Annotated in this window: 18 protein-coding genes; 9 read left to right on the forward strand and 9 right to left on the reverse strand. The window is 63.2% G+C overall.

Annotated elements, in window-relative coordinates; all coding sequences use genetic code 11:
* Window positions 1–122 precede the first annotated feature (122 nt).
* From ACMG4O_RS15180 to ACMG4O_RS15205, 6 genes are all read left to right on the forward strand, one after another.
* Window positions 123–1,577, forward strand: a complete 1,455-nt coding sequence (locus tag ACMG4O_RS15180) for an NAD-dependent succinate-semialdehyde dehydrogenase (RefSeq protein WP_370185927.1) — start codon at window positions 123–125, stop codon at window positions 1,575–1,577.
* A gap of 115 nt (window positions 1,578–1,692) precedes the next feature.
* Window positions 1,693–2,850 (forward strand): isocitrate/isopropylmalate dehydrogenase family protein, encoded by a 1,158-nt coding sequence (locus ACMG4O_RS15185; RefSeq protein WP_414434099.1) that lies wholly within the window; start codon window positions 1,693–1,695, stop codon window positions 2,848–2,850.
* A gap of 68 nt (window positions 2,851–2,918) precedes the next feature.
* Entirely contained in the window at window positions 2,919–4,169 is a 1,251-nt protein-coding gene (locus tag ACMG4O_RS15190) for an aspartate aminotransferase family protein (protein WP_142948976.1), read from the forward strand.
* A 17-nt stretch (window positions 4,170–4,186) separates the two neighbouring features.
* Window positions 4,187–5,170, forward strand: coding sequence for a D-2-hydroxyacid dehydrogenase (locus tag ACMG4O_RS15195; RefSeq protein WP_414434100.1), 984 nt, complete (start codon window positions 4,187–4,189; stop codon window positions 5,168–5,170).
* A 24-nt stretch (window positions 5,171–5,194) separates the two neighbouring features.
* Window positions 5,195–6,613 (forward strand): amidase, encoded by a 1,419-nt coding sequence (locus ACMG4O_RS15200; protein ID WP_414434101.1) that lies wholly within the window; start codon window positions 5,195–5,197, stop codon window positions 6,611–6,613.
* A 26-nt stretch (window positions 6,614–6,639) separates the two neighbouring features.
* Window positions 6,640–7,842 (forward strand): pyridoxal phosphate-dependent aminotransferase, encoded by a 1,203-nt coding sequence (locus tag ACMG4O_RS15205; protein ID WP_370185923.1) that lies wholly within the window; start codon window positions 6,640–6,642, stop codon window positions 7,840–7,842.
* Window positions 7,843–8,043: 201 nt separating this feature from the next.
* Here ACMG4O_RS15205 and secF read toward each other — a convergent pair whose 3' ends face one another.
* The 7 genes from secF to ACMG4O_RS15240 form a co-directional block, all read right to left on the reverse strand.
* The gene (gene secF, locus ACMG4O_RS15210) at window positions 8,044–8,970 is read right to left on the reverse strand and encodes a protein translocase subunit SecF (RefSeq protein ID WP_370201855.1); all 927 of its coding nucleotides are present in this window, start codon (window positions 8,968–8,970) and stop codon (window positions 8,044–8,046) included.
* 7 nt (window positions 8,971–8,977) lie between these two features.
* The gene (gene secD / locus ACMG4O_RS15215) at window positions 8,978–10,858 is read right to left on the reverse strand and encodes a protein translocase subunit SecD (RefSeq protein WP_194855030.1); all 1,881 of its coding nucleotides are present in this window, start codon (window positions 10,856–10,858) and stop codon (window positions 8,978–8,980) included.
* A 29-nt stretch (window positions 10,859–10,887) separates the two neighbouring features.
* Window positions 10,888–11,217: a preprotein translocase subunit YajC gene (gene yajC, locus ACMG4O_RS15220; protein ID WP_142948983.1), complete on the reverse strand. Its 330-nt coding sequence runs from the start codon at window positions 11,215–11,217 to the stop codon at window positions 10,888–10,890.
* A gap of 23 nt (window positions 11,218–11,240) precedes the next feature.
* Window positions 11,241–12,371: a tRNA guanosine(34) transglycosylase Tgt gene (gene tgt / locus ACMG4O_RS15225; protein ID WP_370201853.1), complete on the reverse strand. Its 1,131-nt coding sequence runs from the start codon at window positions 12,369–12,371 to the stop codon at window positions 11,241–11,243.
* Window positions 12,359–13,411: a tRNA preQ1(34) S-adenosylmethionine ribosyltransferase-isomerase QueA gene (gene queA, locus ACMG4O_RS15230; RefSeq protein WP_370201852.1), complete on the reverse strand. Its 1,053-nt coding sequence runs from the start codon at window positions 13,409–13,411 to the stop codon at window positions 12,359–12,361. The genes tgt and queA overlap by 13 nt, the downstream gene beginning before the upstream one ends.
* 21 nt (window positions 13,412–13,432) lie before the next feature.
* A complete protein-coding gene (locus tag ACMG4O_RS15235) occupies window positions 13,433–13,906 on the reverse strand; it encodes an RDD family protein (protein ID WP_194855028.1) in 474 nt (157 codons plus the stop codon).
* 294 nt (window positions 13,907–14,200) lie between these two features.
* Window positions 14,201–14,779 (reverse strand): TetR/AcrR family transcriptional regulator, encoded by a 579-nt coding sequence (locus tag ACMG4O_RS15240; protein WP_089033085.1) that lies wholly within the window; start codon window positions 14,777–14,779, stop codon window positions 14,201–14,203.
* A gap of 231 nt (window positions 14,780–15,010) precedes the next feature.
* Here ACMG4O_RS15240 and ACMG4O_RS15245 point away from each other — a divergent pair, with 231 nt between their 5' ends.
* From ACMG4O_RS15245 to ACMG4O_RS15255, 3 genes are all read left to right on the forward strand, one after another.
* Entirely contained in the window at window positions 15,011–16,030 is a 1,020-nt protein-coding gene (locus ACMG4O_RS15245) for a hypothetical protein (RefSeq protein ID WP_089033086.1), read from the forward strand.
* Window positions 16,031–16,074: 44 nt separating this feature from the next.
* Window positions 16,075–17,103, forward strand: a complete 1,029-nt coding sequence (locus ACMG4O_RS15250; protein ID WP_067606972.1) for a putative solute-binding protein — start codon at window positions 16,075–16,077, stop codon at window positions 17,101–17,103.
* A gap of 65 nt (window positions 17,104–17,168) precedes the next feature.
* Window positions 17,169–19,280, forward strand: a complete 2,112-nt coding sequence (locus ACMG4O_RS15255) for a TRAP transporter large permease subunit (RefSeq protein ID WP_089033087.1) — start codon at window positions 17,169–17,171, stop codon at window positions 19,278–19,280.
* Between the two features lie 164 nt (window positions 19,281–19,444).
* Here ACMG4O_RS15255 and ACMG4O_RS15260 read toward each other — a convergent pair whose 3' ends face one another.
* Together ACMG4O_RS15260 and ACMG4O_RS15265 are read right to left on the reverse strand one after the other, a co-directional pair.
* Window positions 19,445–21,898 (reverse strand): LuxR C-terminal-related transcriptional regulator, encoded by a 2,454-nt coding sequence (locus ACMG4O_RS15260; RefSeq protein WP_158672522.1) that lies wholly within the window; start codon window positions 21,896–21,898, stop codon window positions 19,445–19,447.
* A 196-nt stretch (window positions 21,899–22,094) separates the two neighbouring features.
* Window positions 22,095–23,699, reverse strand: coding sequence for a GMC family oxidoreductase (locus tag ACMG4O_RS15265; RefSeq protein WP_089033089.1), 1,605 nt, complete (start codon window positions 23,697–23,699; stop codon window positions 22,095–22,097).
* Window positions 23,700–23,724: the final 25 nt, after the last annotated feature.

Raw genomic sequence — 23,724 nt, forward strand, 5'->3', positions numbered from 1 at the left:
GTTTCTTCCTCTCGCCCCGATGCGTAAAACCCATCCATAAGGGATAGGCCTGGGCGCCGAGCTCTGCTAGCGTTGAAGCATTGATTTCTTTTGCGCTAAGAACGCTTTCAGGAGAGCTCCCGATGACCCAGTTCAACCTCAAGGATCCGTCCCTTTTCCGCCAGCAGTGCTTTATCAACGGCCAGTGGTGCGACGCCGAGGACGGCGCCACCATCGACGTGGACAATCCCTCCAACGGTGAGATCATCGGCACCGTGCCGCGCATGAAGGAAGCGGACACCCTGCAAGCGATCGCCGCCGCCGACAACGCGCTGCCGGCCTGGCGCGCCAAGACCGCCGGCGAGCGGGCCGACCTGCTGTACGCCTGGTACAACCTGATGATGGAGCACCAGGACGACCTGGGCGCGCTGATGACCCTGGAACAGGGCAAGCCGCTGGCGGAATCCAAGGGCGAGATCGCCTACGCCGCGTCGTTCATCAAGTGGTTCGCCGAGGAAGCCCGCCGCGCCTACGGCGACACCATCCCCGGCGCCAAGCCCGGCCAGCACATCATCGTGATCAAGCAGGCCATCGGTGTGACCGCCGCGATCACGCCGTGGAACTTCCCGGCGTCGATGATCACCCGCAAGGCCGGCGCCGCCCTGGCGGCGGGCTGCACCATGGTGGTCAAACCCGCCAGCGCCACGCCCTATTCCGCCTTCGCGCTGGCCGAGCTGGCCCAACGCGCCGGCATCCCCGCCGGTGTGATCAACATCATTACCGGCTCCGCGGCGGCCATCGCCGACACCATCACCAGCTCGCCGGTGGTGCGCAAGGTGAGCTTCACCGGCTCCACCGAGGTGGGCAGCCAGCTGATGGCCAACTGCGCCGAGCACATCCAGAAGGTATCCCTGGAACTGGGCGGCAACGCGCCCTTCCTGGTGTTCGACGACGCCGATCTGGACAAGGCCGTGGAAGGCGCCATCGCCAGCAAGTTCCGCAACACCGGCCAGACCTGCGTGTGCGTGAACCGTTTCCTGGTGCAGGACGGCGTGCACGATGCGTTCGTGGAAAAACTCAAGGCGGCGATGGAGAAACTGAAAGTCGGCGACGGCTTTGAAGAGGGCGTCACCCAGGCGCCGCTGATCAACGCCGGCGCCGCCAAGAAAGTGCTTGAGCATATCGAGGACGCCAAATCCAAGGGCGCCAAGGTGGTGCTCGGCGGCGGCGCCCATGAGCGCGGCGGCAACTTCGTTCAGCCCACACTGATCACCGGTGCCACCGCCGACATGGAATTCTGCCACGAGGAAACCTTCGGCCCGCTGGCGGCGGTGATCCGTTTCCAGGACGAGCAGGAAGGCATCCGCATCGCCAACGACACGCCGTTCGGTCTGGCCTCCTATTTCTACAGCGAGAACATCCACCGCGTGTGGCGCGTGGCCGAAGCGCTGGAAGCCGGCATGGTGGGCATAAACGAAGGCCTGATTTCCAACGCGGCGGCACCGTTCGGCGGCGTCAAGGAGTCCGGCCTGGGCCGCGAAGGCTCCCACCAGGGCATGGAAGAGTACATGGAGGTGAAGTACCTCTGCATGGGCTGAAAAAACGATGCAGGTTGCAGGATTCAGGATACACAGGAGTCCCCTGTATCCTTCATCCTGAATCCTGTATCGCATTTGGCCCACCACGAACGGACAGCCATTTGGGGAGAGGCGCATGGTCAACACATTGCGAGTAGCGCTGCTTCCTGGCGACGGCATCGGCCAGGAGGTGATGGCCGTAGCCGAGGCGGTGCTCAAGACGCTGATCCACGGCCACGACCTGCCCCTGGCGTACGACGTGCTGCCGTGGCCGGCCACCGACTGGCACCGGCGCCACGGCGCCATGATGCCGGAGGACGCGCTGCCACGGCTGCGTGAGTACCAGGCCCTGCTGCTGGGCGCCCTGGGCGACCCGGGGCCGCTCAGCGACCCGCAACGTTACTGTCTCCCCGACGGCGTCTCCCTGGCGCCGCTACTGACCCTGCGCAAGGGTCTGGACCTGTGGGCCTGCGAACGGCCCGCCCGCTTCTACCCCGGCACCGTTCAGTACCTGGCCGACGACCGCGCCCGCGATCTGGACATGCTGGTGATCCGCGAAAACAGCGAAGGCGAGTACGTCGGCCAGGGCGGCCGGCTGCGCGCGGACACCCGTGAGGAAATCGCCACGCAGCTGGAGGTGTTCACCTACACCGCCACCGAGCGGCTGATACGCCACGCCTTCGAACGCGCCCGGCAACGGGCGGCTGAACGGGCCGACTCAAACAGCCCGCGCCGCTTCGACGGCGCCGACGGCGAGCCCCGTGAATCGCAGGTATGCCTGATCACCAAACGCAACGCCCAGGCGTTCTGGGGCACCCTCTACGACCGGGTGTTCGAGGAAGTGGCCGCCGACTACCCGGACGTGGCCACCCACCACGAGCTGGTGGACGCGGCGGCGATGAAGTTCGTGCAGGCGCCGTGGCGCTTCGACGTGGTGGTGGCCAGCAACCTGCACGGCGACATTCTCACCGACCTGGCGGCGGTACTGGCCGGCGGGCTCGGGGTGGCACCGTCCGCCAACCTGAACCCGGCGGACCCGTCCCAGCCGGCCCTGTTCGAGCCCACCCACGGTTCCGCGCCGGACATCGCCGGCCAGGGTATCGCCGACCCGCGCGCGACCCTTTTCAGCCTGGCGTTGATGCTCGACTGGCTCGGCGAAAAAGAGCCGATTTTTTATGGCGCGGCCCGGCATTTGCATGAGACGCTGGTGTCGGACCTCGCCGCCGGGCACCCGGCGTGCGGCACCGACCAAATCGGTGCGCGGATTCAAGGCGCCCTGGGCGGGGGCCGCTGAACCGGTCTTGATCACAAGGCGGGTCCAGCGCGTACCTCCCCCGGGAATCGGGTATGGAGGAGCAAGCCATGAATCATCTGTCTCCACTTTTGGTGCAGTCCAGCGGGATCTGCGCGGAACGGGGCGAAGGAAGCTGGTTGTTTGACGGCGAAGGCCGTCGCTGGCTGGATTTCACATCGGGCATCGGCGTTACCGCCACCGGCCACTGCCACCCCAAGGTGGTGGAAGCCGCCCGCGATCAGGTCGGCAAGCTGGTGCACGCCCAGTACGCCACCGTCACTCACCCCAATATGCTGCGTCTCACCGACCGGCTCTACGAGCATCTGCCCCGGCACCTCGACGCGGTGGCATTCTCCAACTCCGGCAGCGAAGCGGTGGAGACCGCCCTGCGTCTGGCCCGCCAGGCGACCGGCCGGCCCAATATCATCGCCTTCACCGGCGGCTTTCACGGCCGCACCCTGGCGGCGGCCTCGATGACCACCTCCACCACCAAGGTGCGCACCGGCTGGCAGCCGCTGATGGCCGGCGTCAGCTTCAGCCCCTTCCCGCACAGCTACCGCTACGGCTGGAGCGAGGACGACACCGTGGACTTCTGCCTGCGCGAGCTGGACCACGTGCTGATGACCCAGTCCGCGCCCTCGGACACCGCCGCCATGATCATCGAGCCGGTGCAGGGGGAATACGGCTACTACCCCGCCACCAAGCGCTTCATGCAGGGCCTGCGCGAGCGCTGCGACAAGCACGGCATCCTGCTGATCGCCGATGAAATCCAGGCCGGCTACGGGCGCACCGGGCGGTTCTGGAGCCACGAGCATTTCGACGTTCAGCCGGACATGCTGATCACCGCCAAGGGGCTGGCCAGCGGCTACCCGCTGTCCGCCGTGGCCGCCAGCCGGGCCCTGATGTCCAGCGGCGCGCCGGGTTCCCAGGGCGGCACCTACGGCGCCAACGCGGTGGCCTGCGCCGCCGCCCTGGCCACCCTGGACGTGATGGAACAGGAGGAGCTGGTCAGCCACGCGGCCACCGAGGGCGCCTACCTGTTCGAACGTCTGCGCACGCTGCGGGACAGTCACGATTGCATCGACGAGGTGCGCGGCATGGGCCTGATGCTGGGCATGGAAATCGTCAAGGCGCCGGGCCAGCCCGACGGCGAGCGCGCCGCCGCCCTGCTCAAGGCCTGCGAACAAAGCGGCCTGCTGCTGCTGCGCTGCGGCATCCACGGCCAGGTGGTGCGCTGGCTGCCGCCGCTCACCGCCAGCCGGCAAGAGATCGATCAAGCGGTGAACCTGTTCCAGGACGCGCTCGAAGAAACACGCTGATTTGAGAAGGAGACGCCATGAGCGCAGGCGCATTGCATGAACCCCGGGTCACCGTCCTGTTGGCGGAGGACGAACCCGCCCTGCCCGGCCTGGACCGGCTGCGCGGGGACATCACCCTCCGCGAGGTGCGGGGCGACAACGGTCTCGCCGAGGCGTTGGCGGAAACGGACATCCTGGTGGTCACCGATTTCCGCGTCGAGGCCCTGGAAGCCGCCTGGCCCGACCCCTGCCCGATACGCTGGGTGCACGCCACCAGCGCGGGCGTGGACGCCCTGATGATTCCACCGATCAAGAACGGCGATTTCCCGGTCACCAATGCCTCGGGCATTTTCGACCGGGGCATCGCCGAATACGTGCTCGGCGCGGTGCTGCTGTTCGCCAAGGACACCCTCACCAATCTGGCGCTGCAACGGGAGCGGCGCTGGCAGCACCGGGAAACCGCCATGATCCGTGGCGCCCGGGCATTGGTGGTGGGGGCCGGTTCGATCGGCCGGGAAATCGCCACCGTGCTGGGCGGCCTGGGCATGGAGGTGGTCGGCACCGCGCGCCGGGCCCGCCAGGATTCGGCCTTTGCCCGGGTACACCGCCAGGAAGACCTGCCGGCCCTGCTCGGCGACGCGGATTACGTGATCGTGGCGGCGCCGCTCACCGACGACACCCGTGGTCTGTTCGACGACCGCCATTTCCGCTTGATGAAACCCGGCGCGGTCTTCATCAACGTGGGCCGCGGCGCCGTGGTCCGCACCGGCGCCCTGCTCGGGGCGCTGGACAGCGGCCGGCTGGCCGGCGCCGCCCTGGATGTGTTCGAGGAAGAACCGCTGCCGCCGGAGCACCCGCTGTGGCGCTACCCCAACGTGATGCTGTCCGCGCACATGGCCGGCGATTTCGTCGGCTGGCGGCGGGCCCTGGGCGACCAGTTCGTCGACAACTTTCAACGCTGGCGGCGCGGGCAGCCGCTGGCCAACCCGGTGGATAAGGCACGCGGCTACGGTCGCCGCTGAGAGGCTGAGAGAGGAGGCACATCCATGAGTGAGGAACTGCGGACCCTGAGTGCGCTGGAACTGAAGAAGGCGTTCGAACGCCGGGAGCTGTCACCGGTGGAGGTGGCGGCGGATCTGCTCGATCATGTGCAGCATCACGACCATGCCCTGAACGCCTGGTGCCTGATCGACCGCGAGACCACGCTGGAGATCGCCAAGGCCTCCGAGCAACGCTATCTGAAAGGCGAGGCTCAGGGGTTGCTGGACGGCATCCCGGTGGCGGTCAAGGATGTGTTTCTCACGCCCATGTGGCCCACCCTGAAAGGCTCGCGCACCATCGACGGCGCCAGCACGCTGAACAAGCGCTCGCCGGCCACCGCCGCTTTGGAGCGCCACGGCTATGTGCCGCTGGGCAAAACCACCACCCCGGAGTTCGGCTGGAAGGGGGTCACCGACAGCCCGTTGTGCGGCCCCACCAACAACCCCTGGGACCCTTCCAAAACCGCCGGCGGCTCCAGCGGCGGGTCCGCCGCGGCGGTGTCCGCCTGCATGGCGCCCCTGGCCCTGGGCACCGACGCCGGTGGCTCGATCCGTATTCCGGCCGGGTTCTGCGGCATCGTCGGCCACAAACCCACCTTCGGTGAAGTGCCGCACTGGCCGGCCAGCCCGTTCGGCAGCCTTGCCCATGCCGGGCCCATGACCCGCACGGTGGCGGACGCCGCCCTGATGATGCAGGTGCTCAGCGAAACCGACCCGCGCGATTCCCAGGCGGCGCCACGGCGCGGCACCGATTATCTGGGCGCCCTGGAGGGCGACCTGTCCGGGCTGCGCATCGCCTACAGCAATAACCTGGGTTACGTGGACGTGGACCCGGACATCGAACGGGCCTGCGCCGCCGCCGTGGAGGTGTTCCGCGACCTGGGCGCCACCGTGGTGGAAGTGGACCCGGGCTTCAGCAACCCGCTGGCCGCCTTCGGCCACCTGTTCTACGGCGGCGCCGCCAACGCCTGCCGCGACCTGACGCCGCGCCAGCGCGAGCAGATGGACCCGGGCCTGATGCAGGTGGTGGCCAAGGCCGAGCGCCTGTCGATGCTCGACTATCTGGCGGCGGTGAACGAACGCATGGCGCTCTCGGAGCGGATGGCCGTGTTCCACCAGAAGTACGATCTGCTGATCACCCCGACCCTGCCGATCACCGCCTTCGAGACCAACCGGGAGGTGCCGCCGGACTGGCCCAACACCCGCTGGCCCACCTGGACGCCGTTCACCTACCCTTTCAACATGACCGGCCAGCCGGCGCTGTCCGTGCCGCTGGGGCTGGCCGGCGACGGCTTGCCCATGGGGCTGCAGATCGTCGGCCGCCGTTTCGAGGACGAGCAGGTGCTCAAGGCCGGGCATCTGTTCGAACAGCTCCGTCCGTTCACCGACCGTCCATCGCTGGCCCTGGCCGGCGCGACCGCATGAACCGTCTTTAACAAGGGAGCGGTGATATGAGCAGCATCAACCTGGACACGGACTTCTACGAAACCGAAGACCCGATCTGGAACCCGGCCCTGCTGACCATCCCGGTGCCGGGCATCCGCCGCATGGTGAACCTGGCGTCGACCATGGAGGACGTGATCCATTTGTCCATCGGGCAGCCGGACCTGAAGCCGCCGGAACATGTGGTGGAAGCGGCGGTGGACGCCCTGCACGCGGGCCAGACCGGCTACACCATGGACGCCGGCCTGCCCGAGCTGCTGGAAGCACTGGCGGAATACTACGGGGAACGCTACAACCGCACCCTGGTGCCGGAAAACATCATGATCACCACCGGCGCCACCGAGGCGCTGTACCTGGCGCTCACCGCCACCTCGGCGCCGGGGCGGGAATTCATCGTCCCGGAGCCCTCGTTCATGCTCTACGCGCCGCTGATCCGCATGAACGGCGGCGTGGTAAAATCGATCCCCACGCACGCGGAGAACCAGCACCAGCTGGACCCGCAGGAGGTGATCGACGCCATCGGCCCGAACACCTACGCCATCGTGCTCAACTCACCGAGCAACCCCACCGGCACCATCTATCCCCGCGACACCGTGGAAGCGATCGTGCAGGAAGCGGCGTACCGGGGCGTGTACGTGATCAGCGACGAGGTCTACGACCACCTGGTGTACGACGGCAAGGAGTACCCGAGCGTGCTGTCCTGCTGCTCGGACCTGGACCATGTGATGGTGATCTCCAGCTTCTCGAAAACCTTCAGCATGGCGGGCATGCGCATCGGCTGGTTGATGGCCAGCCAGGGCGCGATCAAGAAATTGCGCCGCTACCACATGTTCACCACCACCGTGGCCAACACGCCCTGCCAATGGGCCGGGGTGGCGGCGCTGCGCGGCGAGCGCACCTTCATCGACAACATGCTGGTGGAGTACCAGCGCCGCCGCGACCGGCTGGTGGACCTGGTGAAGGCCACACCACACCTTACCGGTTACCGGCCGGACGGCGCCTTCTACCTGTTCCCGTCGCTGCCGGAGGGCGTCAACGGCGGCAACGTGGCGCTCAAACTGCTGCGCGAAACCGGCGTCTGCACGGTCGCCGGGGAAACCTTCGGCGACAGCTGCAGCAACGCCCTGCGCATCAGCTACTCCACCTCCCTGGACCAGATCGAAGCCGCCTTCGAACGCATCATCCCCTGGATGGAAAAACAAGATTGGTGAGGAGGGCAGTTAATAGTTAACAGTGAACAGTGAACAGTGAACAGTGAACAGTGAACAGTTAATAGTTGGCCGGCATAGCCGGCCCTGGGGAAAACAAAAAGGCCGTGCCAGCGTTCATTCGCGGGCACGGCCTTTTCGTTGGTAACGACGCTCGTCGCGTCTTTTAGCTGTTAACTATTCACTGTTAACTATTAACTGCTTTTAGGGCATTTCGTCGATTTCTTCTTTTTCGACGACCAGGAAGTCTTCCTTGGTGACGTTGAGGGTGAAGATCAGGTTGGCGACCACGTAGATGGACGAGTAGGTACCCACAACGATGCCCACCAGCAGCGCTTCCGAGAACGAGCGCATTACTTCGCCGCCGAAGAAGAACAGCGCCAGCAGCACCAGGGCGGTGGTCAAGGAGGTGTTGATGGTGCGGTTGAGCATTTCGTTGATGGCGTCGTTGACGATTTTTTCCGGGTCGGTTTCCCGGGTGTTGCGGAAGTTCTCGCGTATCCGGTCAGCGACCACGATGGAGTCGTTCAGCGAGTAGCCGATCAGGGCCAGGATCGCCGCCAGCACGGTCAGATCGAAGTGCCACTGCAGCAGGGAGAACAGGCCCAGCACGATGATCACGTCGTGCAGCAGCGCGGCCACGGTGGCGACCCCGAACTTGTTGGTGAACCGGAACCACACATAGACCAGCATCAGGCCCAGCGCCATCAGCATGGCGAGGCCGGACTGGTCACGCAGCTCGTCGCCCACCTGGGGGCCGACAAACTCCACCTTGAGCAGTTCAAGGTTGTCGATCTCGGCGTTCACCGCTTCGAACACCATGCCGCCCACCTGGTCGGCTTCCACGCCTTCGGTGGGCGCCACGCGGATGCTGACTTCCCGGGCGGAGCCGTACTGCTGAACTATGGCGTCGCTGAAGCCGCGCTCGGCGACGGCGCCGCGCACCTGGTCGAGGTCCAGATCCTGCTCGCTTTTCACCACCACCGAGGTGCCGCCGGTGAAGTCCAGGCCCAGGTTCAGACCGCGGGTGGCGAGCAGCGCGATGGAGATCACCACCAGGGTGATCGACAGTATGCCGAGCACCTTGCGCGGCGCCATGAAGTTGATGTGCTTCGCGGGAGCCTTACTCATAACCGCCTCAGATACTCAGTTTGGCCGGCGCGCGGGCGCCCCGGCCGTAGGTCATTTCCACCAGCGCGCGGGTACCGATGATGGCCGTGAACATGGAGGACAGAATGCCGATGAACAGCGTCACCGCGAAGCCCTGCACGGAGCCGGTGCCCGCGGAGAACAGGATCACCGCCACGATCATGGTGGTGATGTTGGCGTCCAGAATGGTGGTGAAGGCGCGGCCGTAGCCCTCTTCGATCGCCTCGCGCGGGCGCCGGCCGTTACGCAGCTCCTCGCGGATACGCTCGTAGATCAGCACGTTGGCGTCCACCGCCATGCCCACGGTCAACACGATACCGGCGATACCCGGCAGGGTGAGCGTGGCGCCGGGAATCAGCGACATCACGCCGACGATGATCACCAGGTTGCCGAGCAGCGCCACATTGGCGAACAGGCCGAACACCTTGTACCAGATCACCATGAACAGCAGCACCAGGGCCATGCCCAGCGCCATCGACTTGAGGCCGGCCTCGATATTTTCCTGGCCCAGGCTGGGGCCGATGGTGCGCTCTTCAACGATGGTCACCGGCGCCGCCAGGGAACCGGCGCGCAGCAGCAGGGCCAGCTCCGAGGCTTCCGCCGGGCTGTCCAGACCGGTGATCCGGAAGCGGCTGCCCAGGGTGTCCTGGATGGTGGCCACGTTGATCACGTACTGGTCGGTGGTGCTTTCCGGCACCTGACGGCGCTCGCCGTCCTCGTCCTCGACGGTTTTCATCACCGTCTTGGTCTCGATGAACAGCACCGACATGGGGTTGCCCACGTTCTTGCTGGTCACCCGCTGCATGCTGCGCGCGCCGGTGGAGTCCAGCTCCACGTTCACCTGGGGCGTGCCGCTTTGCTGGTCGAAGCCCATCTGCGCGTTGGTGACCTGATCACCGGTGGCGATCTTGGATTTCTCCAGAATCACCGGCCGGTCGTTCTGGGATTTGAACGGGAAAATCTCGGTGCCCGGCGGCGCGATGCCGGTGCTGGCCCGGCTGGAGGAGTACTGGTCGGCGACCAGACGGAATTCCAGGGTCGCGGTGCGGCCGAGAATACGGCGCGCCTGGGAGGCGTCCTGCACACCGGGCAGCTGCACCACGATGCGGTCGGCGCCCTGGCGCTGCACCACCGCGTTGCCCACGCCCAGCTCGTTGACCCGGTTGTTCAGCGCGGTGCGGTTCTGGTCGACGGCGTAATCCTGCAGCTCATCCAGCGTGCTCTGGTTCAGCGTCAGGGTCAGCCGGGGCCGTTCCTCGGACTGGTCCAGGGTGAACTCCGGCAGCGCGGTGCGCAGCGGCGCCCGCGCCGCGTCGGCGGCGATCTGGTCGTCCAGGGTGATGACCAGCTTCTGGCCTTCGATGTCCACGCTGCGGTAGCGGATGCCCTCGTTGCGCAGCGTCAGCTTGGCCTGGCCGGACCAGGCGTCCATGCGCTGCTCGATCACCGTGGCCATGTCCACCTGCAGCAGGAAGTGCACCCCGCCACGCAGGTCCAGGCCCAGGTTCATGGGCGAGGCGCCCACCGCGCGCAGCCAGTCCGGCGTGGTGGGGGCCAGATTAAGCGCCACCACGTACTCTTCGCCGAGCAGGCTGGAAATACGCTCGCGGGCCCGCAGCTGCGCGTCCGTGCTCTCCAGGCGCACCATCCAGGAATTGTTGATGGTTTCGCCTTCGCCGTGTTCGATGCCGGCGTCGTCGAGGGCGCCCAGCACCCGGTCACGAACCGGCACCGGCACCTGGCCGCCGGCGTCGTTGGCACTGATCTGAATGGCCGGAACGTCCGGATAAAGATTGGGCAGCGCATAGAGGCCGCACCCCAATAGCACGGCCAGGAGCAGGAAAAATTTCCAGCGCGGATAGCGGGTCATAATGGTCTTCCGGTTCGGCCGGCGAGGACTTATATGGATTTAATGGTGCCTTTGGGCAACGTGGCCTGGACACTCTGTTTCTGCAGTTTGATCTCGAGGTTGCCGCTGATTTCCAGTACCACGAAATCGTCGGTGACCTTGGTCACCCGGCCGAGAATGCCGCCGCTGGTGATCACTTCGTCGCCTTTGTTCAGGCTCTGGACCAGATTCTTGTGTTCCTTGGCGCGCTTTTGCTGCGGACGGATCAGGAAGAAGTAGAACACCGCTACCATTACCACCAGCATGATCAGCTCGATACCGCCGCCGCCAGGAGCGGCCCCACCGGTTTGAGCGTGCGCGGGTGAAATCAACCAGTTCATGACGTTACTCCACGTTATCGTCGTTAAATCGCGGGTACGGGACGGCCCAAAGCCGCGTAGAAGTCGCTAATAAAGGCGCTCAATGTACCCGCTTCGATAGCCCCCCGCAATCCGGCCATCAGCCGCTGGTAATGGCGCAGATTGTGGATGGTATTGAGTTGCGCGCCGAGCATCTCGTTGCAGCGATCCAGATGGTGCAGATAGCTGCGCGAAAAATGCCGGCAGGTATAGCAATCACAGTTTTCGTCCAGCGGCCCCAGGTCGTGCCGGTGCCGGGCGTTGCGGATCTTGAGCACGCCTTCGCCGACGAAAATATGGCCGTTGCGCGCGTTGCGCGTGGGCATCACGCAGTCGAACATATCCACGCCGCGCCGCACCGCTTCGACGATGTCCTCGGGCCGCCCTACCCCCATCAGATAGCGGGGCCGGTCCTCGGGCATGTGCGGGGTCAGCGCGCCCAGGGTGCGCAGCATCTCTTCCTGGGGCTCGCCCACGCTCAGGCCGCCCACCGCGTAGCCGTCGAAGCCGATATCCACCAGCCCGTCCAGCGATTCGCGGCGCAGGGCGTCGTACATGCCCCCCTGTACGATGCCGAAACAGGCCGCATCGTTCCCCAGATCGTCGAAATGGGCCTGCTTGGAGCGTTTCGCCCAGCGCAGGGAGAGGCGCATGGAGTCGGCGGCCTCGGTCTCGGTGGCCGGGTACGGCGTGCATTCGTCGAAAATCATGCAGATGTCGCTGTCCAGATCCGCCTGCACGCGCATGGCGACTTCCGGATTCAGCTCAATGCGGTCGCCGTTGATCGGGCTCTGGAATACCACGCCCTGCTCGGAAATCTTGCGCATCTCGCCCAGGCTGAACACCTGGAAGCCGCCGGAATCGGTGAGGATCGGCCGCTGCCACTGCATGAAGCCGTGCAGCCCGCCGTGGGCGCCGATCACTTCGGTGCCGGGGCGCAGCATCAAATGGAAGGTATTGCCGAGGCAGATTTCCGCGCCGATGTCCTCCAGGTCCCGGGGCAGCATGCCCTTGACCGTGCCGTAGGTGCCCACCGGCATGAACGCCGGGGTTTCCACACTGCCGCGCGGGAAGGTCAGCCGCCCGCGCCGGGCGGCGCCGTCACTGGCCAGATGCTGGAAGGTCATTCGGGACATGAAAAGCCTCGCTGCGCGTCGGGCGCTCTTTCAATGAACATGGCGTCGCCGTAACTGAAGAAGCGGTAGCGTTCACGGATCGCCTCCTCATACGCCGCCAGCACCCGCTCACGGCCGGCGAAGGCGCTCACCAGCATCAGCAGGGTGGAGCGCGGCAAATGGAAGTTGGTGACCAGCGCGTCCACCTGGCGGAACCGATAGCCCGGATAAATAAAGATGTCGGTTTCCGATTCACCGGCCTCCAGCGCGCCGCCGGCCGAGGCCGCCTCCAGGGTGCGCAGGGCGGTGGTGCCCACCGCCACCACCCGGCCGCCGCGGGCGCGGGTGGCGGCGACCTGCTCCACCAGGGTGGGCTCGACGCGGAACCGTTCGCTGTGCATGGGGTGGTCCTCGACCCGCTCCACGCGCACCGGCTGGAAGGTGCCGGCGCCCACGTGCAGGGTCACGAAGCCGGTTTCCACCCCCATTGCCTGCAGATGCTCCAGCATCGGCTGGTCGAAGTGCAGGCCGGCGGTGGGCGCCGCCACGGCACCGGGCTCGCGGGCATACACGGTCTGGTAGCGCTCCTGGTCCGCGCCCTCGTCGGGGCGGTCGATGTAGGGCGGCAGCGGCACATGGCCGATGCGTTCCAGCGCCTCCAGAGCGGTCTCGCAGCCCGTGAAATCCAGCTCGAACAGCTCACCACGGCGGCCCTCGACCCGGGCGCCGATGCCCTGCTCGAACACCAGCCCGGTATCCGGCTTGGGCGACTTGGAGGCGCGCACATGGGCCAGCGCCCGGGTGCCCTCCAGCAGCCGCTCGATCAGCACTTCCACCCGGCCGCCGGAGCTTTTGTGGCCGAACAGGCGGGCCGGAATCACCCGGGTGTCATTGAACACCAGCAGGTCGCCGGGGCGCAGATGATCGGCCAGATCGGGAAACCGCTGGTGTTTCAGGGCGTCCACGGTGAGCGCCAGAAGGCGGGCGTCGCGGCGCCGCTCCGGGGGATGGCGGGCGATCAGCGCTTCCGGCAGGTCAAAATCAAAGTCGTCGACTCTCACGCGGTTATTCCTCCACCCCGGTCAGACCGCCTTGGCGCCCTTGGGCAACACCACGGTGGCGGTGAGCGACAGGCGGTCATGCAGGGTCTGGTGCGGGTGCACCAGCACCACCAGATAGCCGGCGCCGAGGGTCAGCCAGGACAGCCCGGCGGCGGCGAAACGGGCCACCGTCTGCCAGAAACGCATGGGGCCGCCCCGGTAGTCGCGCACCTGCAGGCGCCAGGCGCGCATGCCCAGGGTCTGGCCGCCGTGCAGCCAGAACCAGGCGTAGAAGGCCCAGGTTTCCAGGATCAGCAGCGGGAACAGCACGCCGCGCAGCACCATCGGGTCGGCGCGGGTGACGCCGTTGATGTCCTGCACCGGCAGGCCGGTGTGGTTATAGAGAAGCACGAACAGGCCGGCGCTGACGAACCAAAGGGCGATCACCAGGAAGCCGTCGTAAACCAGGGCCATAAAGCGTTTGAGCAAACCGGCGGGTTTGGCGTCTTCAATCATGGGGGCTCCGACGGGCGGACCAGCGTCTGGCGACGAACGGATACGGAATAAAAAGCCCGCGTTTAGCGGGAGCTTCGTTTCATGCTGGGTAGCAGAGCGGGACTTGGCCCAATGCGCGAGTGTAGCAGAAACCGATTCAAAACCGCCAATGATCCGCCACCGGGCGCCTCTTGCCCAGACCCACTTCTGGCGAACTTTCTGTCGTGATCAATCCAAAGACCGCGCCTTGCCGGAGCGGGGTTCACCGAGGCGCCGATGCTCCGGGGCCTGACGTTAGAGCCATAGGGGCGCCGATCAACCGTATTCAGTCCGCACATCGTGCCGGCGCTCCTTTAGCACCGCGTCCCGGATCATGCGCCAGACAAAATCACCTATCTCCTCTAGCGTGTAGCGACCATCGTCGCTAAACCAGGTGGCTACCCAGTTGAGCGCGCCGAGGCCTATAAGCCGCAGCAAATCAAGATCCACTTCCTTTCGAATTACCCCTTTCTCCGCCAGTGACTTGAGCATAGTCGCCCAGAGGGACTCATAACGGTCGCGCAACTTGATCATCTCCTTACGTGCCTCGCCGCGCAGAGAACGCCACTCAAACAACAGTACATAGACCATGTCCGAGCCGCTGACCAGCATCTGAAGGTGCGCATTGATGCCTCTACGCAACTGCTCCACGGGTTCCGCCGCACCGGCCACGGCTTCGGAGACAGCAGTCGAGGTTTGCTCCAAACCAAGGCGCATCAGATCAACAAGAATATCCTCCTTGGCCTGATACCGGTAATGAAGGCTGCCGGGCAGCAAATTACACGCTTTTGCGATTTCCTTCACCGTGGTCCGGTCATAGCCCTGCTCACGAAACAGTCGAGCGGCGGATGTCAATACAAACTGACGATCAGACCGGGCCGGACCGGCCGGGCGCTTTTAGTGGCACTGCACGCCGCGAACCAGGATCACCGTCACCTTCTTTACAAATCACCCACACAGACCCAACTTTTGATAGGCTCCCCGTCCCCTACCCGCTCTTATACTATGTCCTCGCATGGCCTGCCATGCTGGCGGGTTATATCCGCCTCCAACAATAAAAACACACCTATTTCCGGAGCGTGCATCATGAAGGTCCCACTCCTGTCGCTGTCCCGTGTTATCACCCTCGCCGCCACCCTGGTCCTGTCCGGTTGTGCCACCGTGTACCCGCCGCTTGGCTGGACGCTGGGAGCTTATGCCGAAGACGAGGTGACGCCCTATGTCCTCAGTGAGGATGACCCCAATCTGGCGGCATGCGGTACCGGCAATGGCCTGACGCAGCTGATGGCCTCCTTCAGCCGCGTGGTGGAGAGCCCAGATTACGTATTGTTTTACACCCATCTACTAACTGGTCTGTGCGCAGAAGAGCATGCCTACGAAGCAGATCGGCGATATTGGCGTGCACGCCAGCAGGGCCAACCCGTGATCGCTCGCGACGAGCTGTTGCAGGCCCAGCGCTGGCATGCGTTGGCTGCGGAACGCCGCATGAATTCAGTAACTGCGCTGACCCGCCGTTACGGTGATCTGGATGAGCCCCGCTGCCCACGCCTGCGCAGCCGTAATGACGAGCTAGCGTACATGGTGGGCTTGGTCACGGCGCTGCAAGCAGTGCGCAGTGATCTGTTGTCCGGCGGGCAAGTAGGCGTGCCGCGTGATCTGGCAGTGCAGGCCATGCGCGCGTCCACTTGCCTGGACAACGAAAGATGGTGGGGTGTGCCGCAGGCAATCCGCGCCACCGTGTGGTCCTTCGTGCCGGGCAGCGCGCCGGACGGTGCAGACGTTTGGCAGGCCTACCGTCAGGCCGGCGCCATCGCCGCACGCAATGGTGCCACACTGCCTCTGACGCTGTTTGCTCTAGGAGCGGGCAACCAGGGCCATGACGATGAACTGCGCGAGGCGCTGCGCCAGGCCGCTGCCATCCTTGATGCGGAAATGGCGCCGCCGAAACCTTACGCGCTGGTTGATTTCATTTCCCGTGGACAATTGCTGTACCTGTCTGACCAGATCTGGATCGAACAGACAGGTGCGCGGACACCCGCCGGTGCGCTGGGGACTTTCCCAGGAGAGAGCCGCCGCCCGGCCCCCAACATTCAGGATTTGCTGTAACTGTGCCCGGCTTTTGCCACTTAAGAACAAAAAGGAGAAAAGACATGCTGAAAAAATTGACCCTCGCCGCCCTGCTCACCGGTGCTCTGGCGCTCTCCAACAGTGCTGCGGCCATGGTTGATCGGACCCTATGCGTGTTCGATGTGGTGGGTGCCAACGGCGACACATACCAAATGATGAAACAGTACGTGTTGGCTGCCCAGCAATGGGGCGTGAACTTCGAACTCAAGCCCTACACCGACGAAGCGTTGGCAAAGAGTGACTTCAGGGCAGGTCACTGTGACGCGGTGGAGCTATTCGGCCTCGCCACCCGCAGCATTCTGAAATTCCCAGGATCGTTGGACATGATGGCGGCGCTGCCGAGCTACGACGGCCTCAGCACCGCCGTCGCGGCTCTATCGGACCCAAACGCGGCGCCGCTGATGAAGGAAGGCAGATACGAGAACGCCGGCATCATTCCCGGCGGGAAGGTATACCTGTTTTCCCATGATCGCAACATTCTGGACGACTGGGAAAAACTGGCCGGCAAGCGCATCACGGTGATCTCTGAGGATGAGCAGGCAGTAGAGATGATCAAGTACATCGGCGGCACCGTGATGCCGGCGTCGGTTAGCACCTTCGCCGGCATGTTCAACAGTAATAGCGCCGACCTTTCCTACGCACCGGCCTTTGCCTACCAAGCGCTGGAAATGTACAAGGGCCTCGGCGAGAACGGCGGCATCCTGCGCTACAATCTAGGCATCCTTACTTTCCAGGTAACATTGAACCACGACCGCTTCCCCACTGGCTTCGCCCAGCACTCACGCGCCTGGGTTTACGAAAACATGTGGGATGTTGGCATGCGCTTGGTGAAAAAGGCGGAAGCTACCATCCCCACAAAATACTGGGTAAACCTGAGCACCAACAAAGAAGCACGCTACAACGAGATGTTTTCCAACGTGCGCCAGCGACTATATGACGCCGACAGAGTCTACTCACGGCGCATGCAGCGCATGCTCAAGACCATCCGCTGCCGCGAACTACCGGATAACGCTGAGTGCACCCAGGACACCGAAGGCGGCCCGGCAATCTGAGCCCCGGCCCTACTGCATACGCAGCGGGGCTCTGCCCTGCCCCTACGTCTGTCAGGATTTTCCCGATGCTAGCCACCCATCAAACTTACACCCCCAAGAACGGCTACAGTGCGCCGCGTTCACACCCCTTGTGGTCGGTATTGCCCACTTCATTAATTCTATTGTTGGCGATCACTTTCGGCACCAGCTCTTACCTGCATTCCCAATTGCTGACGTTAGGCCAGTCGATCTGGAACGACTACGGCATGCTGCGACACGCCATGCAGGAGCCCAGCTGCGACGTTGATTTCGATGTAGAGCGACGCATAGCTGCCCAGATCGCTCGCGCAGAAGAACAGACGACGAACAGCATCTTGCCGCCTCGTCCACCCAACCCAAACAGCATCCGCCGGTCGCTGGAAGCCCAGCGGCTGCAATGCGCCGAGCGGCATCAGACCTACTCCCACAACCAATCTCTGCGCCAATCGTCATTGCTTCTGGTCTCCTACAGCAAGGTGGAGTCGGCGGTGGGCGGCGTGGCGGAGATGGGTCTCGATGCCCAGAAATACCTGTTGGTAGGCATCATCCTGTTGTGTGCTCTTGTGGGTACGTTGCAGCACAGTCACATCTCCCTACGCGCCATCCGTACCCGGCGTGACGCCCAAGTGTCCGCGCTGTTCCAAGTGGGCGCCAACCTGTTATTGTTGCTCAGCGCCCTGCATTGGCGTTCGGTGGCGATGACTTCGAGCGATACTGCCACGCCCTGGATACACTGGTTCTGGATTATTGGCTTCAGTGGATTGGCGCTGGCGGCGATATGGCAACTGCTACACCGCGACCGCTATTTACCGGTTGGCGGCAACTGGCTGGGGACCCTGCTGACAATTCCAGTGTATACCTACATGGCACTGATTTCCGGCCTCTATTTCCTGCTTGCCGAGCATTATGAAGCCGGCATGGCAGTACAGCTGATCAAAATGGTTAAGTATGCCGACCTCTACATCAACGTGGCGCTGTATGTATGGGTGGGTATGTTGCTCAAGCAGACCCGACTGGCGCATTTGCTCTTCGACGCTATCCGGCCTTGGAAGCTGGCGCCAGAGCTAATCACCATTGTTGTGGTGCTCCTGGCGGCGCTGCCCACCGCTTTCACCGGCGCGTCGGGAATCTTTCTGATCGCCGTTGGCGGTCTTATCTACCACGAGATTCGCATGAGCGGCGCCCGCCGGCCGCTGGCGTTTGCTGCCACTGCCATGTCCGGCAGCATGGGCGTGGTGCTCAACCCCTGTCTGATGGTGGTAATCATTGCGTCACTTAACAAACAGGTGACCACCACCCAGCTGTTCGATACCGGCCACAACGTGTTCATACTGACCGCAATACTGTTCTCGGCCATGGTACTGCTCACCCGCCGCAGTCCGCTGGGCTGCGCACCAGCCCGGGAAGCGCTACCAGCGTCGCTGAAGGCACTGATCCCGCTGCTGCCTTATGTGGCCATTGCCACCGTCAGCCTGATTTTCTTCCACATCGCGTTGAACCAAAGCTTCAACGAATTCTCGGCACCCACTATCCTGCCGGTGACACTGATCTTCCTGCTGGCCTACGACGTCTGGAGTTGCAAGCGCCAGCCGCAAAAACAAGCTGCGGCCAGCGATCAAGCTCCCACGGTACCCACCCAAGGCGGCTTCTGGCAACGAATGATTGCCGGTACCGCCGAATCCAGCATCCACATCGGCGCGCTGCTGATGTTAATGGCACTGTCGGTGGTGCTCGGCGGGGTGATGGAACGCGCCGGCGTGATGGAGCTGTTTCCCACCGGCTTCACCTCGGTATGGATAGCGATGACCTTTTTGGTAGCGGTGCTGGTGCTGATAGGGATGTTCATGGAACCTTACGGCGCCATTATCCTGGTGTCCGCCACTATCGCTAGTATCGCCTACCAGAGCGGCATCGATCCGGTGCACTTCTGGATGGTGGTTCTGTTAGCATTCGAACTGGGCTACCTAACCCCGCCGATTGCCCTCAATCAAATCCTCACCCGCCAAGTCGTTGGCGACGAGGAAATGGACCAGACCCAGGCCGAAAGCCAGGCAGGAAACACTTGGTGGCAGCGTCATGAGCGCTTAGTCATGCCGGTGACGGTGATGGCCATCGCTCTGTTGCTCGTGGCTTACGTCCCCTTAGCGCTAGGGAATTGAACGACGTTACCGCGCCTGACGGATATCCGGTCAGGCGCGGCTTTATTGTGTTTCTTCCCAACGTTCCTCTTTTAACTCGACGCCATGACACCGTTAGCATGATCCCTCCACTCTGAAACCCACATTCTGGAGACACACGTTCACAGGCCCGCAAACCAGCATTTTTACACCAACCGCAACGCCCTTGCCCGCGCCACTGCCTGGGTGCGGGTTGCCGCATCGAGTTTTCGGTACATGTTATGTAGGTGCCACTTCACCGTACCTTCGGAAATATGCAGCCGGCCGGCGATGTCGCCGTTGCGCTCGCCATTGGCTAAGTGTTCAAGGATGTGTTGTTCCTGTACCGTAAGCAGACCGCTGCTGCTATGGGGCGGTGCGTCGAGCAACTGTGCCAATAGTGCGGTGACGGGAGGCGAGGCGTTTCCCTCATCGGCCAATCGCTGGTACAGCGGTTGCAGGCTGGCCTCATCGCGTAGGCATTGCAAGCCGCCGTGGTTGGCCACCTGCTCCAGCGCCTGCGCCACGGTGCTCAGCGCAACAGCAGACTGACCACGGCATTGGGCGGCCAGCGCGCCAGCCAACAATACTGACAACCGTCCAACCTCGCTGCCCCGGGGCAGTGATGGCGGTTGGTCATTGTCGGGTTGGCGTAGCCGCGCGCACTGGGCGCGCAAAGTCAGCAGGCGGCTTTCGCAGCGATTCGGCAAGGTCAGGAAGTCTTGGCTGAGGCCGCGCAGTACGCGCTCAACTTGCAGTTGCCAAGACAACCGCTGCAGCCCGCGCCGAGCCGCTAGCGCCAGGCCCTGCTGAAAAATGGGTTGCGGGTCGGCGCCATCCCACATCGCCAGCCCCACCTGAGCGCCATACCACAGCGCCGCCACGTCCACAGTGGCATGCAGTTCCAGCCCCGGACGCACGCGGCTAAGCGTGGCACGGGCGGCGTTGCCGTCGCTCTGAGCCAGCTGCGCCGCGGCACGCAGCACCAGCACCTGCTCCAGCGTGTCTTTCTGATCAGCGGGCAACGGGCCTTCATTATTCAGCAAAGCAGCGGTATCAGACAGTACGTTGAGATAATCGTCCTGCGCGAGTTGCACCATAGCGCGAAGCAGCGCCACCCAGCTAAGGCCGTAGGCGGAGCTTTCCTGCCGGAACCATTGCTGAGCACGGTCAAGTCTTCGCAGCGCCACACTGGCATGGCCCTGATGCAGCAGTGCAAAGGCGGAAACACACAATACTGTGCCGGTCTCCATGGCGCCGGCATCGCTCCAACACAGTAGCCAAGCTTCACTCAGCCGCCCGGCCTCCGTCAATGCGTCGGCCAGCGCGGCGTTGACGCAGCGTTGTGCCTCCAACTGCGATTGCAGCACCGGCTGGTTGCAGGCGGACGCCACTTCTGCCACGATCTGTTCAGACTCCTTCACGCGGTTAGTGAACGCCAGCGACCAAGCGAACAGCGCGCCCAGTTGGGGTACCTGCTGGCGCACCGTCGTCGGTAGTCGGTCGATCCAAGACAGCAGTCGATGGTGATCGCCCCGGCGTCGCACTAGCTCGTGGCCGTACTCGGCCATCAACGTTGCCGCTTGGCGGTATTCCTGTCCCAGCAAGGCGTAACGCACGACTTCTTCCAAGCAGCCCTGCCGTCGAAACAGGCGCATGGCGCGGCGATAACACATGACCGCCTGATCCGGGTGACGGCAAAGAAATCGTTGGTGCAGAAAGGTGCGAAAGGGCGCCAGCAGCCGGTAGTTGCCGTCGCGGCCTTCGTGGGGCTCCAGGAACAGGTTTCGGCGACGCAGGGACTCCAACAACGGACCGCTGTGGGGGCGGCCACGCAGCGCGTCCAGTTGGGCCGCCGACACGCTGTCCAACAACGCCACCAGGGTCAACAACTGGCGCTCCTCGGCGCTGCAGCTGCTCTGCAACAGGGATTCAAAGTAATGCTCCAGTAGCGGTGCAAGCTGCTCGCGAAGCTCTTCCACACCGCTCAATTGGTCGCTCCGCAAGGCACGCAGGCCGTACATCAGCGGCAGCGGCCAGCCCTCCATCTGCTGACGCAGCTGCTGCCACAAGTTGCGCTCGGCGGCGCCCAGCGACGACGGCAACAGTCGGTCGAGTTCCGCAGCGCCGAGCAGCAGCTGCGAGCTGTCGAGCCGTTGCAGCTGATCATCGAACACCCATCTGGCCAGCGGCAGCGCCGGTTCGCAGCGGGCGGCCATCACAAGAGACCAACCCGGTGGGTGCTGAGTCAGTAACTGTTCTAACAACGCAATGGCGTTCCGGCTGCACAACTCCTCAACGTTGTCGAGGAAAAGTACCACGCGCGGGATCATGGCGGCGCGTTCCGTCAACAGGATTTCAAGGCTATCGCAGGGAGGCACGCCCAACGCCTGACACAGCGCCTTCAGCAGGGCAGGCGGGTGGTTGTCGGCGGCGGTAAGGGTTAGCCAAGCCACCGGATCGCCACGGCGACAGTGCCACTGATAGCCGCTGCGCATCAGCGAGGTCTTGCCGTAGCCGGGCGGAGTCACTATCAGAATCAGAGGCACAGTGCGGTGGGACCAGCCACCTAGTAACGCGATGTTGCGCGCAAACAAGGTACCGCCTTGCGGCGGTGCCATCCTGGCTCTTTGCGCCAAGCGCTTCATGGGAGGTTGGGTTATCATAACGGCCTTTCGGTATTAATTGTCTTTAAATAAAGCACGGGTTTGGGTGGTAAAATATTTTTTTATTCTAGCTTGCCGCATGCCCGAACGTATCCACGCTCTTCATTTCTGTTGCACGTCAGATGTCTGCGGTGGGCATGATAACCGGAGTCTAGGTCTTGACGCTTCCCAGTAGGATGTCAGCTGCATTTTCCGCAATCATCATAGTGGGCGCATTGGTGTTACCGGCAACCAAACTGGGCATTATCGAGGCATCGACCACTCTCAGCCCTTCAATGCCTCTGACTTTCAACTCTGGATCAACAACTGACTCCGGATCCGCGCCCATACGGCAAGTACCAACGGGGTGGTAGATAGTCTCTGCATTTTCCCGGATGTAGTCCGCAATCTGATCGTCCGAGGACACAGAGTTTCCGGGTATGACCTCTCGCTTACTATGCAAGGCCATTGTCGGCGCCGCCAGTACTCGTCGTCCAAATTTAACGGCGGAAATCATTGTCTTGAGGTCTTCGGGGTCACTCAGATAATTGGGCTGAATCAACGGATCGGCTAATGGATCCGGGCTTTTCAGTCCAATAAAGCCCCGGCTTTTGGGCAGCAGATCGCAAATGTGTAAGGTGTAGCCATACCCGGTCATCACTTTTCGCCCATGATCCTTCAAAAAAGTTGGCAAAAAATGGAATTGCACATTCGGCCGTTCACCCGAAGGGCTGGATTTAACAAACCCCCCTGCTTCGGCTACATTACTGGTGAGAAACCCGCGTCGCGCGAAAATATAGAAAAAAAGTGCGCTCACTCCCCGAAGCAGGAAGCTGGGGGCAACACCAATAGGCAAACGTGAGTTCGCCGCGTGCATCAGCGTAATATCCAAATGATCAACCAGATTCTTGCCCACCTCAGGAAGATGATGGACCAGAGGGATTCCGTGTTTCCGAAGCTCTTCACGATCACCGATTCCGGAAAGCAAAAGTAGCTGTGGTGAATTAACCGCCCCGCCGGACAAAATGACTTCACCGCCGTTGTTGAGTCTGAGCTGGCGATATTCGCCCTCCTGGTTCAGTGTCACCCCAACCGCCCGCTGGCCATCCATTACCACCCGGGTTACCCGTGCGTCCGTCAGCACATCGAGGTTAGACCGTTTCTCTGCGCCACGCAGAAACGCCTGCGCCGAACTCCAGCGCCGACCATTTTTTTGTGTCACCTGGTAGGGGCCCAGCCCCTCTTGCGTTTCTCCATTGAAATCCGTGTTCACCGGGAGCTCTACATGAGGAGCCGCTCGAACAAAATCTCGACTCAACGGATTGACTGATTTGAGTTCGCTTACGCTGAGTTCACCGCCTTTGCCATGGTAAGCATCCGGACCGAAACGTTCGTTATCTTCCAGTCGGCGAAACAATGTTAATGCGCGGTCCCATCCCCAAAGTTCGGTTTCGGCAGCCTGACCCCAGTGTTCATAGTCGGCTTTGTGGCCTCTCATATAGACCATGGCGTTGATGGAGGAGGAGCCGCCAAGAGTTTTACCCCGGGGCCAGAACAGACGGCGCCCCTTGAGATGTTCCTGAGGCTCGGTTTCGAAAGCCCAGTTCACCTTCTTGCTATTGGCAAGAAGTGCAATACCCACAGGCATATGTATGAGCGGGCTCCTATCCTTTGGCCCTGCTTCAAGCAACGCTACTCGCTTCGAGGGATCGGCAGTCAGCCGGTTAGCCAACACACAGCCCGCCGACCCGGCGCCGACAATAATGTAATCGTACATAATAACTCACCTATTATTTGATTAT

The organism is Alloalcanivorax venustensis, from assembly GCF_047495515.1.
Lineage (GTDB): Bacteria > Pseudomonadota > Gammaproteobacteria > Pseudomonadales > Alcanivoracaceae > Alloalcanivorax > Alloalcanivorax venustensis.